The organism is Candidatus Gracilibacteria bacterium (assembly GCA_041660965.1).
Taxonomy (GTDB): Bacteria; Patescibacteriota; Gracilibacteria; order BD1-5; family JAGOOR01; genus JAGOOR01.
The window spans coordinates 372,505-384,690 of the sequence record JBAZVH010000001.1 but is presented as its reverse complement, the minus strand read 5'-3'; the positions used below and the strand labels follow the sequence as shown (position 1 = coordinate 384,690).

Below are 12,186 nucleotides of genomic sequence, written 5' to 3'. Positions count from 1 at the left end.
TTATGTCTGACGAAACTCCTTCTACAACTCCTGTACCACTCGTACCCCATTCAGCAGAGCATAATCAGCCGCTTTCCGAGAGTTCTTCTCGTGGACAAGGCAGATGATCATCTGATGGATGACAGGGATGATCTCGTGGACAAGGCAGATGATCTGGTGGCGGTCGTCGTGACGATCGACGTGGCGGAAAAAGTGGATTTGAACCTGTCAAAAAAGAATTCGAAGAAGTACTTCTCCAAGTCTCTCGTGTTACGAAAGTAACGAGCGGTGGTCGTCAGCTCCGCTTCCGCGCAGCAGTCGTCATCGGAGACCGAGCAGGAAAGGTGGGTTTTGGCCTCGGTAAAGCACAAGAAGTCTCTATCGCTGTCGAAAAGGCGGTGAATTCAGCAAAAAAGACGATGATAAAAGTTCCACTCGTAAATGGAACGGTTCCCTATCAAGTTGAGACAAAATTTAAAGCAACTCGTATCATGATCCATCCAGCAGCAGAAGGTACAGGTATCATAGCAGGAGGATCTGCTCGTCGAATTCTCGAGCTCGCTGGTTGTCAAAATATTCTCTCAAAACGTCATGGAGGGCGCAATGTCATTACGACAGCGTACGCTACCATGCAAGCTCTTAAATCTTATATTGTTTAATTATGTTGAATCACTCTACACTTCGTCCAAAAACATCTTCTCGTACTTCGAATAAACGTCTCGGACGTGGACTCGGGTCTGGAAAGGGTGTCTTTTGAGGCCGTGGCTGCAAAGGGCAAAAAGCACGTACGGGTAAAAAACTACATCCTCTTTTTGAAGGAGGACAGACACCACTCCATATGCGTCTTCCAAAACTTCGTGGAGGGACTTCTTCTCGAAATACATCATTTAATGTCATTCATCTCTCAGATCTCGAAAAAATAGCTCTCGGAGGAACGACGAATATCACTCTTGAAACACTCATCAAAGGAGGATATGTCCGTGGGAAAAATCCTCTTGTAAAACTCCTCTCTGGTGGGAAAATCACTCAAGCTGTCACTCTTTCACTTCATGCTGCGAGTGCAACCGCACTTGCTGCAGTAGAGAAAGCAGGTGGCAGTATCACAATTCTCTCATAATTATTTATGAAAAAAAATATTTGGCAACAATTTCTCCGTTCAGATTCCCTCAAGAAGAAAGTAGGTATTACTCTCGGTCTTGTGGTTATCTACAAAATCCTTTCTGTCATACCAGTCCCTGGTGTTTCCCAGGAGGCGGTTCAGTCGATGAGAGATGTGTTTTCCAATCAACCAGGACTTGTATTTTTTAGTTCATTGATGGGTGGAGGTCTTGAGAGATTTTCTATTATTCTGATGGGTCTTTCTCCCTATATCAATGCTTCTATCATTCTTCAGCTCCTCTCTGTCGTTATTCCAAAGCTGGAAGAAATCAAAAAAGAAGGGGCACAAGGTCAAAAAAAAATCAATATGTATACACGTTGGTTGACTATTCCTCTCGCGTTTGTACAGGGGTATGGTATGATATTGCTCCTCAATAGTCTCGTGCAGGGGGCATCTATCGTTGACACCTCCAATTGGGGCAGTCTTCTTTCTATGATGACGATTATCACAGCAGGTACCGTCCTTCTGATGTGGCTCGGAGAACAAATCAACGAATCTGGAATTGGAAATGGTATCTCTATGATTATCTTCGCAGGTATTCTCTCTGACGTACCGGGTCGTATCGCGACACAGCTCTCGAGTGTTGTTTGGTCATGATCTGCAAAAGATATCATAGTCGCATTGATACCATTCTTTATCCTCCTCGGTCTGACACTCGGTGTGATCTATATCATCATCAAATTCACGGAAGGGTACCGCAGAATTCCACTCGTGTATACGAAGACAGGACGAGATGAGCGTTCATACTTTCCGATTCGTATTAATCAAGCGGGTATGATACCAATTATCTTTGCGATGTCTCTTGTGACATTTCCCTATATTCTTGGTCAGGCTTTGATAGTACGTGGTGCAGGACTTCCTGAGTTTATAAAAAGCGCAGCGCAACTCTTTGTGAATCTCTTTAATCCAAATACTCCGACGTGGTCGTTTGTGGTGATATTTATGGCGCTTGTCATTGGGTTCTCATTTTTCTACCTTAGTATCACATTTGATACGAAGGAAGTCGCAGAGAGTATCCAAAAGCGAGGTGGATATATTCCAGGTATTCGCCCAGGACGTCAGACAGCTGATTATCTTCGTACGGTGTCAAATCATCTCAATTTTTTTGGAGGAACTTTTATTGCCGTTATTGCTGTGTTCCCTTATGTTGCTACTCTCGTGAATAATATGCTCAAGGTCAATAATATCCCATCACTCAATATGGCGCAAATAGATTTTCTCATCTCAGGATCCGGATTGATTATCGTCGTCGGAGTTGTCCTGGAGTTATTACGTCGCTTTACTGCAGAGCTTCAATCTCATGATTATCGTCGTTTCTTTTAATCTCTATAAAGTCGTTATCTCGTATCTCTTCTCTTTTTTTATCTCTTCTTTTAATTTTATGGATTCACAGCTTATACAACATATTCAAACTCTCGCCACTCAAGAAGGTGGTGTCAAAGATTTTCCAGAACTTCGTACTGGAATGCAGGTTGAGGTATCTCAACGTATCACAGAAGGAGAAAAATCACGTATTCAAAAATTTGCGGGGGTTATTATCAAGACATCTGGAAAGACAAAGGGTGAAAAAACCTTTACTGTTCGTCGTGTGACAGCAGGTCTCGGTATCGAAAAGGCGTTTCCAATCGCTTGCCCAACTATCGAAAATATTGAAATCATCCGACAGTACAAGGTAAAACGCAAGAATATCCGCTATATTCGTGATCTCCAGGGGAAGGCAGCTCGTCTCAAAGAAGTAAAATAGTTATTTTTTATCTCCCCTCGCAAGAGGGGTTTTATTTTTCTTATGCGAATTCTTATTACTGGTGGTGCTGGATTTATCGGCTCTCATATCGTCGATGAATGTGTTCGTCGTGGATATGATATTTGCGTAATCGATAATCTCTTTACGGGGAAGAGAGACAATATTGCAGAGCATATCGCTCATGGCAAGATTACTTTTCATGCTGTGGATATCTGTGATCCTTCTGCAGTCGAAAAAGTATTTCAAGAGTTTCATCCAGAGGTTGTATTTCATCTCGCAGCACAGATCAACGTCCGTGCTGGTATCGAAAAACCTTCTTTTGATGCGCACGTCAATATTCTCTGAAGTCTGAATATTCTCGAAGCCATGAGAAAATTTCAGTGTCCTCGTATTATTTTTTCTTCGACTGGTGGAGCTCTTTTTTCAGGCGGAAATCCACCCTACTCAGAAGCAGATATTCCTTCTCCGGATACTCCCTATGGCATTTCAAAACTGACGGTAGAGCGTTTTCTCGATTTTTACGGCCATCAATATGGTATAATTTCGACGATTTTGCGCTACTCAAATGTTTACGGACCTCGTCAAAATGCACAGGGAGAAGCAGGAGTTATCTCGCTTTTTATCGATAAAATCCGACAAGAGCATACACCTCTTATTTTTTGAGATGGTACACAGACGCGAGACTTTGTTTCAGTCCATGATGTCGTGGCGGCCAATCTTCACGTTCTCGACCACTCACTTCTCGGTATATATCATGTTGGTACTGGTAAAGAGACATCGGTCAATCAGCTCTGGGAGACGCTTGTATGATTGACCAAGACCACACTTATTCCTGAGTATTGACCTCCTCTTGGTGAAATCCAACATACATCACTTGATTCCAAACGTCTGATATCGACAGGGTGGGTCATATCGACACCTTTTCTACAGGGTGTTTCTGCTCTTATCGACGGAATATAATCACGTATCTGATGTTGATGGAATTACCGCAAAAATTTCCCCATCATCTCACTAGATTTTTGCATTTGTAATAGAAAATTTCCTGTAAAATCGCTCAATGTTCCTAGTTATACCCTACTCTCTTTTTCGTCAAGCGTATTTACGGGAACAAGGATTGTATTTTTTGTCAAAATCTAGTACTCTACAGAAGTAATTTTTCTTTATGCGACGTATTTTCTCCTCAGCATTCCTCGTAATATATATAGGATTCCTTAGTCTTACACCATTTGTATCTGCTCAAGGCACACCAACGGGCGATGCCACGAAAACATTTGAGCTCATTATGCCAGCAACTGGGAGGGCTAATGAGGCCTTCAGTCTCACAGTAAAGGCACTTCAGCTCGATGGAACAGTCGATACAACCTATGCGTGAACGATTTATTTTGCAGCCGATATAGGAGGAACTATTGTCAAAACAGGGGCCAATACGAATACTACTATTCCCTATGATATCAATGGTGACACTGGTGATGGATACACCTTTTCTCTCAGTGACCAGGGACAGCATACTTTTCCATCTTTTACTTTTCCATCTGCTGGAGAGTATACGATCGCAGTCGTAAATGAGCAGGGTGAGGATGCAGCAAAAAAGAATATCACTATCACAGGATCAGGCACGACATCATCGGGTACAGTGCCGGTCATTATTACTGAACCAGTAGCTCAGATGACCGTCAGTATGGATTCTCAGGTTGTAAAAGGTACTTCAAAAGCAACCAGTAGCATCAACCTCTCGGTCAATGGTACGAAAAATAGTACGACTACCACGAATGCTGAAGGAGGTTTCGAAGGCACTGTGACTGGTCTAAAAGAAGGATCAAACACGATTAAGGTCGATGTGCTCGATGGATCAAATATTGTGGTAGGTTCTCAAGAGGTGACCATACTCTACTCACTCGATGCTCCAAAAATCAATTCACTCGTTGTCAAAGAAGGAAATCAAGTCTTCGCAGGTTCTATCATTAATTTAGAGGCCATCTGAGATCAATGACTCAAAATAGTGACGGTCAGATTTTGAGACCAAACGGTGGTACTCGAAGAAGATAACACACATCCAGGTCTTTATAAAGGGAGAGTGACAGTATCAAGTTTTGAATGAGAAGTAAAACCAACTGTCAGTGCAGAATCCCAAACTGGTGGAAAAGCAGAATTCCCAGATCTCTATAGTGTGAATATCATTACTGCCATGTTTGAAAATGTAAAAGCAGAGGGTACTCCTGATAATAAAGCACGGTTCACCTTTTCTCTCAAGCCAGACCTTGAAGAAATCAAATATTTCAAGATAAAATATGGAAATACTTCCGGGGCACTCGATAAGGAGATTATTACGTATGAAAAATCCAAAATGAAAGAGGAAACACAATACTCGTGGTATATACCAGGCGTGAGTAATGGTGAATATTTCGCAACTATTGTTGGGCTTGATAAAGATAAAAAAGAGCTTTCTGTGAAGTCGAATGAGCTGACATTTGCCATTCTTGATTCCGGAACAACCTGTTATATCGATAAAGTGAGTGGAGTAACAGTGAAAAAATCAGGAAAGTTTTCTATTATTACATGGGATAAGCTCGCCGATGCAGCGAGTTACCAGATTTTCAAAAAAGATGCTTCCGGAGAATACGCTATGATAGATGAGGTGGAAGAGAATTCATATAAAGTGAATATCGATATGACCGCTGAAGAAGAAGTATTTGAAGATTTTCAAATTCGAGCAACATGCAAGAATTGAGACATTACCGGAGAAGGTGCTTATTCAGAAAGTGTTTCGGTGCAGACATGACCAGTCGCTATTATATTTATGCTCTTTATGATTGCTTCTGGCACAGCATTTATTCTGATGAAACGAGGGTATCTGAAATAAATATAGAAGATATATCAAAAATCCCAGATTCATCTGGGATTTTTTTGGCAATCTCTTTCTTCTTTGTTTTGCTCTGTAAAACATTTGGTGCCCAAGAGGGGACTCTTCCGTAGCCAAAGCAAAAACAATAACACCTTTCGTCACAGCGAACCTTCGGTCTTTCTTAAAATGAGCGTCTCACTGGCTGCATTTTCGTACTTTTGATGGCAAAAGTACTGCAAAACCACCGAAAGGAAATAAACTCGCTATTTCCTCATTTCATCACAGTATCTGCATTCATCCCGCTCAAACAGTATTTCCTCTCGGACTCTCGTTTCTGTTTATAAAGAAAAACATTCCTGCTTTCTTATTTTTTCTCTTTTCTTCTTTGTTTTGCAAAGCAAAACATTTGGTGCCCAAGAGGGGACTCGAACCCCTATACCTTGCGGAACAGGCTTCTGAGACCTGCGTGTATACCAATTCCACCACCTGGGCACAACTTTATAAAAGAAAAAATAAAAGAGAAGAAAGAATAAAGAAGGATTATTGTCTCATTTTCCCTTTGCAGGCATTCTATCAGTTTTCTTGTATTCTCAAGTTTTTCTTTTACACTATATACTATATGAAACTTCCTTTAGTACTCGCATTAACAACTGCATCTATTCTCGCTGCAGAAGAACCTGTAGAATCTTCAGAGATAGGTAAAACTTGATGAAGAGTTCGCGAAGTGGTTTCTTCCATAAAAAAATGTGATGAGGGATGAACGTGAGCTCTTGTGACACTTGGTGGTATATTATTAGGTTCTGCAGCGGCTTCATGGGCTGATGCGGAGTATAAGAAAAGAGTCCCTCCAGAGAAAAGAATAAGTGCGCGCGTCTTGAGGATGCTTGCAGAAAAGAAAGACTCCTAAATATTTCGTACCCACTGAACGAGAGAGAGTATGGAGTCATGTTGCACGAGGGTAATTCACGTCGCTATTTTCCCGGTAATTTTTGTCGTGGGAATATGAAAGGTAGTGAAACCAAGTTTTTTCGCTTCTTCAATGCGTTTTTCGAGTTGAGAAACTGGTTTTATGGCTCCGGTTAATGAAATTTCTCCGAGGAAGAGTGCATGATTGAGAGATTTTTTACTATCACTCGAGAGAAGAGCGGCAGCGATAGCAAGGTCGACCGCCGGTTCACCGACAGAGAGACCATGAGAGACATTGATATAGACATCATCACCATCGAGATTGATCCTCCCAAATTTTGCAATAGTAGCGAGGAGGAGATCAATTTTTTGTGTTGCGACACCTCGTGCCGATCGTTTTGGATAGGGGAATTTTGTGCTGTGCGTGAGTGCTTCGATTTCCATAATAACCGGTCGATTTCCCTCCATAGCTATCGTGAGAGCAGACCCCACTTGCGCTGGTGTTTTCAGGAGTGACTCAGCTGGATTTTTGAGGTCTTGGAGACCATATTCATTCATTTCAAAAAGCCCAATTGCATCAGTCGGTCAGAATCGGTTTTTCATCGCTCGTAATATTCGATAGGACTGATATTTATCGCCTTCGAGAAAGAGGACGGTATCGACGAGATGTTCGAGAGTTTTGGGTCCTGCGAGGTCACCATCTTTTGTGACATGTCAGATGAGTATCATAGCAGTATTTGTTTTTTTGCTGTAATGCATGCAGGTCTCAGCTATCATCCGTATCTGAGACACACCACCTGTTGCGCCTCCGAGAGACTCAGCATAGAGGACACTGACAGAATCGATAATGACGATAGGATAGGGTGTTGCTTCCAGTGTGCTCATAATATCCTCGAGGACTTCTTCATGAAGAAAATGAATATGAGGATTATTGACTCCGAGACGATGAGCGCGACCAGCGATTTGTTCTTCACCTTCCTCACCAGAGATATAGAGGACCGGTGTTTCCTTGCTGGCACACCAATGAGCGAGTTCGAGCGTCAGTGTTGATTTACCGATACCCGGTTCACCAGAAAGTAGTGTGAGACTGCCACGCACCAATCCCCCGCCGAGAACACCCGAAAGTTCTGGACTTTTAACTGCCAGCTTCAGATGTGATGTAGACCTGGGATTGAGAGCAACGACTTCTCGTGGTTTTCATGATTTTTTTGAACCCCCCTTCTTCCCCCTTGACAGGGGGGCAGAATCCATTTCCTTCTCTTCGAGTGTATTCCAGGCATTACAGCTCGGACATTGTCATGACCATTTGAGTTGTGTATGCGAGCATTGCGAGCATTGGAACATAAAGGGAAGTTTATAGGTTTAATAGGTTTACTATGTTTCTTAAGTTTATTTGGTTTAATTTATTTCATCAGTTATCGAACCAATAACCTGTTCGCCGTGGCGAATTCTTTTCTCTGGCTATGGCTTTTGCTCTAGCTTTTCTTTGTAAAAAGAAAGATGATTATATCCTACCATGAGCAAGAAGAGAATTGTCATGGAAAAAGGAAATCACACCCCGAGAACCATAAGTATTATAGATACGATGAAAACAGGAAAGAAAGTTGATAGTACAAATCCTATTGCCTGTTCATAGGTGAAAGGATTTCTCAATGTACGAGAAAGGATCCATACGATGAGTCACCAGAAAAAGCTCCATGCACAGTACCAGATTGTTATCACAATGCCAATAAAAAAGATTATAAATGCCACTATCATACTGGCGATTCGTTTGATGGTGGTGAGTTCTGAAACAATTTTTTGCGAAAGAAGAGTTTTATCAAAATGAGCATTTTTGAGCTCTGGTATTTCTGCATAGGTGATGACCTGTATCTTTTGCCCAACTTGTTCTGTTTGGGATACGATGGCACGATCTTTGAGAATAAAAAATCCTTGTTGTCACTGTTTATCTATGGGGATTTCTGTGAGTGTCTTGGAAACAAAAATAATAAAACCTTTGTCATCTACCAGTGTGGATGGTTCCTCAGGAAGCCCAGTCTCAGTGAGGATACCATCTTGTATGGTGACTGAAAAAGCAGGAATTTTCTCCGACCATTGCAGAACTCGCTCTGGTGTCACATATATCCATCCAGCTACTATACTTACCAGGATGGTGATGAGAATTACAATGCCCCATACAGAAAAATAATACCCCATACCCCTTCAGAGCGAGAGGTGATCTCGATTTTTTCGAAGGAAAAAAGGAGAAAAAGAACCAAAAAAAGTATTAAAAGGAAACATAGAATAGATTAAGTGATTCAATTATAGGCAGTTCTTTTTTGAAGACAAAAGATATTAAATATTGACATTATGTAATATAACTATATTATATATATACTTATTTTTGACTCTCGTATGAAACATACTTCTGATACAACCGATAATCTCTCTCTATGAAGACTCATAAAGGGAACTGTAGCATTTTCTAGTCTGGTCAAAAGCCCCCAAACAATAGCGGGTATGACGAAATCCCTGTATCGTACCTGGTGTCAAAACATACCTCATGAGAATATGAATAGTGACCAGACGATATTATTAACACCAAACCATCCGCCACAGTATATTGCTCTTCTCGTCCCATGATTTCAGCTCGATGGCTCCTCGTTGTTATGAATTAAAATGGCCCTCAATCATAAAGGTATACCTGCTCTATTTCCAGAAGGTTTGCCGCATGGGAGAGAAGCGATTTTATTTCGTGATCATCCTCAGGTATTGGTTGAGAAAATTGTTTCGTATGCCAATAAGGTACAAAAACAATTTCCAAATGCACGTATTCTCATTATGGGGCATAGTTTCGGAGGCACACAGGCACTTCACGCAGCCAGTATGTTACAAAAGGAACAGGATACTTCACGAGAGTCTCCTCAGATTACGCCAGTTACCGTTGCGGGCGTATTAGACACATTTTGATCTAGTGCGGAAGCTTTTCATGCTCTGTATTATCGTACGCCATCTCGCGTATTTAGTGGAAAGGATGATTTTATCGAGCAAGCACGCGGTATACAGCTGTCTCAAACCCACGGGGTTACTTTCGTAGACCTCAATGATAGATGTATGCCGGAAAATGTGCAAGCATGAGCACGTTATCAAACCGATTCTAGCCAGCTTATTTCTTCAACGGAAAAAAGTCCATGACATTATCGCCAGGGAACACATCCTGACTTTGCTCAGTATATCGTGGGTGAAGTATTACGTAAGATAGAAGAAGCACAACAACCTACCCCGCAGTAAATTGTTCTAGAAACTCAATTTTATTTTCATGAAAGAGACGGATATCTGTGATACCGTATTTTATCATAGCCAGTCGTGTCAACCCAAAACCAAAGGCAAAGCCAGAATACTCATCAGGGTCCACACCTCACTGTGTGAGAACATTTGGGTGGACGAGGCCACAACCCATAAATTCGAGCCATTTTCATTTTCAATCTCGTTCCCACCAGAGATCGACTTCCATACCTGGTTCGACAAACGGGAAATAGCCGGGACGCATACGGATCTTTGGTTCGTACCCAAATATCTCTTTCAAAATTGTAATAATAGTCCCCTTGAGATGTGAAATAGTGATATTTTTATCGACAACGAGACCTTCCACTTGTTCAAACATAATATCATGCGTTGCATCAATTTTCTCATTACGATAGACGGATCCGAGGACAATCGCGCGGAGGGGTTTCTCTTGCGTCTTGAGAAGGTAATTTTGCATACAAGAAGTCTGTGTTGCCATCACACGGCCATCTTGGAGCCAAAAAGTATCCTGCATATCACGGGCCGGATGCCAACTAGGGATATTCAATGCATCGAAATTATTACATTCTGTCGTAACACTGGGTGATCTCCAAACTGAAAAACCCATACGAGTCACGATATCGATAATATCTGATTGCACTATTTTGATAGGGTGTTGTGTTGAGCCATGTGACTTGCCAGGAACAGTCATATCGATAAAGCGACTCTCGGCATCCGTCAGTTCAGCTTCGCGGATTTCTCTTTCTTTGAGTGCCAGCTGAGCATCGACATCAGCACGGAGTTCATTCAGTGATTTTCCAAGTGTCTTTTTTTCTTCTGGAGAGAGATTGGCGACATTTTTCAGCATTTCAGTGAGTGTTCACTTTTTCCCTACCAGCATATTACGATACTCGATAAGATCTTTGAGATTTTGAAGTGCTGCGATACCAGCATGGATTTCAGGACGGAGGGATTCTGGAGACTGCATAAAAGAGAAAAAAAAGGATTTTTATTGTGTACAGAGACTTTCACAAGGAAGACCATCACTATCAGCATCTAGTCTTGATAATCAGCATTGATTTAAGTAATATTTTGCTTCTTCACAGGTTACCATCTGTGTACAATATAATTTTGCTCAACAAGCATTTGCTCAAGTATTGTTCCCTGAGCTTCAGTTATTAGGTGGTATATCTTTAGTTACAATTTTTTCATCCATTGTTCATTTTTTTCGGTCTCCTCAGCAAGTTGACTCAGACCATAGACCCAAATTTCACTTATCAGCACTTGCCTGCGCATCTTTATGTTCTTTTTGATATTTATATGATTTTTTAAAGGTTTCCTCAAAGCCGTAACCATCGTGTATCATTTGTAGATTTATATTTATTCCATCTGCAATTATATAGGCCAATGTTCGACCATACATATCTAGATCTCCTTGTGTTTTATCTTGTTCAAGTGTTATTTCTTTTTTATTTGCCAATAAATCAATAAGATGATTCTTTGCTTCCAGACCAAAACATTCAGCATATCCAAAACGGGACTTGCTGAATTCTGGTGCATCAAGACCAATCATACGTATTTTTAAGGTATCAAAATGTAGTGTATCTCAATCAATAACTTCAATAACATGACCTCAGATGTCCAGGATGGCACTTTTGCTATTTCAGAGAAGTTTATTCGCAAACCCAAATACTTCAGCACGAGTTGCTTCTCGATTGGGATAAAACTTAATAGGATTAACAATATCTATAATCTTGAATCCTTCGGATAGAGGAACTACATTTGGATTTGTAATAATTCATAATCCTGCTGCATACAATGCAAGATCTGATTGCCATGCCGAAAAGTCTGTATCTGAGTAGGGAAAAATAGGCGGAGTAGCTCCACTTGGTGCCGTGAAACCGCCTGCCTTCATTATGATTGCTAATGCTTCAGATCTTGTAATATATTTTTCTGGATTTGTAGTTTTATTCTTTGCAACAATCCCATTATCCGCTGCGATCTCTACCGCACGACAGACCCAGTCATTTTTGGTTGCATCAGCGAAATATTTCTTGCAGGTATAATTTTCTGGAAGAGTGATTCATTTTATTTTGAGAGCCATTCCGATGACTTCTTGTCGAAGTATTTTATCATCGAGACGGTAGAGTTTTGGGTCTGTTTGTGAGGTGACTATTTTTTGTTCTCCGAGATAATTTGCATTTGAGAGATCTTCAGATGAATAACCAAAAGTTGTTCAAATACAAAATACAAAGGACAAAATACAAAATAGAAGTGGTTTTTTCATAAAAG

Annotated in this window: 12 protein-coding genes and 1 tRNA gene; 8 read left to right on the top strand and 5 right to left on the bottom strand. The window is 41.1% G+C overall.

Translation table 25 applies throughout. The features are described 5' to 3' along the window. The first annotated feature begins 2 nt into the window (after positions 1-2). The 6 genes from rpsE to WC753_01935 all read left to right on the top strand — a co-directional run bounded on the left by rpsE (position 3) and on the right by WC753_01935 (position 5,742). Positions 3-638, top strand: coding sequence for a 30S ribosomal protein S5 (rpsE, locus tag WC753_01960; protein MFA6080225.1), 636 nt, complete (start codon positions 3-5; stop codon positions 636-638). Between the two features lie 2 nt (positions 639-640). Continuing rightward, positions 641-1,096 carry a 50S ribosomal protein L15 gene (gene rplO, locus WC753_01955; GenBank protein ID MFA6080224.1) on the top strand — a complete coding sequence of 152 codons (456 nt, stop codon included), beginning with the start codon at positions 641-643 and terminating at the stop codon, positions 1,094-1,096. A 6-nt stretch (positions 1,097-1,102) separates the two neighbouring features. After that, a complete protein-coding gene (gene secY / locus WC753_01950) occupies positions 1,103-2,461 on the top strand; it encodes a preprotein translocase subunit SecY (GenBank protein MFA6080223.1) in 1,359 nt (452 codons plus the stop codon). Between the two features lie 58 nt (positions 2,462-2,519). Then, complete coding sequence (gene rplS, locus WC753_01945; GenBank protein ID MFA6080222.1) at positions 2,520-2,882, top strand: 50S ribosomal protein L19; 363 nt, start codon at positions 2,520-2,522, stop codon at positions 2,880-2,882. A gap of 42 nt (positions 2,883-2,924) precedes the next feature. Beyond that, positions 2,925-3,842, top strand: coding sequence for an NAD-dependent epimerase/dehydratase family protein (locus WC753_01940; GenBank protein ID MFA6080221.1), 918 nt, complete (start codon positions 2,925-2,927; stop codon positions 3,840-3,842). Positions 3,843-4,044: 202 nt separating this feature from the next. Further along, positions 4,045-5,742 carry a hypothetical protein gene (locus WC753_01935; GenBank protein ID MFA6080220.1) on the top strand — a complete coding sequence of 566 codons (1,698 nt, stop codon included), beginning with the start codon at positions 4,045-4,047 and terminating at the stop codon, positions 5,740-5,742. A 389-nt stretch (positions 5,743-6,131) separates the two neighbouring features. Here WC753_01935 and WC753_01930 read toward each other — a convergent pair. Then, positions 6,132-6,216: transfer RNA gene (locus WC753_01930), tRNA-Leu, on the bottom strand. A gap of 127 nt (positions 6,217-6,343) precedes the next feature. Between WC753_01930 and WC753_01925 the strand changes: the two genes are divergently transcribed. Further along, on the top strand, positions 6,344-6,631 hold the full coding sequence (locus WC753_01925; protein ID MFA6080219.1) for a hypothetical protein: 288 nt from the start codon (positions 6,344-6,346) through the stop codon (positions 6,629-6,631). Here the strand turns inward: WC753_01925 and radA are convergent. Continuing rightward, positions 6,628-7,974: a DNA repair protein RadA gene (radA, locus tag WC753_01920; protein ID MFA6080218.1), complete on the bottom strand. Its 1,347-nt coding sequence runs from the start codon at positions 7,972-7,974 to the stop codon at positions 6,628-6,630. The genes WC753_01925 and radA overlap by 4 nt on opposite strands. A gap of 117 nt (positions 7,975-8,091) precedes the next feature. After that, a complete protein-coding gene (locus tag WC753_01915) occupies positions 8,092-8,910 on the bottom strand; it encodes a DUF1189 family protein (GenBank protein MFA6080217.1) in 819 nt (272 codons plus the stop codon). A gap of 114 nt (positions 8,911-9,024) precedes the next feature. Between WC753_01915 and WC753_01910 the strand changes: the two genes are divergently transcribed. Further along, positions 9,025-9,900 carry an alpha/beta hydrolase gene (locus WC753_01910; GenBank protein ID MFA6080216.1) on the top strand — a complete coding sequence of 292 codons (876 nt, stop codon included), beginning with the start codon at positions 9,025-9,027 and terminating at the stop codon, positions 9,898-9,900. Here WC753_01910 and pheS read toward each other — a convergent pair. Further along, positions 9,887-10,882, bottom strand: coding sequence for a phenylalanine--tRNA ligase subunit alpha (pheS, locus tag WC753_01905; protein MFA6080215.1), 996 nt, complete (start codon positions 10,880-10,882; stop codon positions 9,887-9,889). The genes WC753_01910 and pheS overlap by 14 nt on opposite strands. 21 nt (positions 10,883-10,903) lie before the next feature. Next, complete coding sequence (locus WC753_01900) at positions 10,904-12,181, bottom strand: thermonuclease family protein (GenBank protein MFA6080214.1); 1,278 nt, start codon at positions 12,179-12,181, stop codon at positions 10,904-10,906. Positions 12,182-12,186 lie beyond the last annotated feature (5 nt).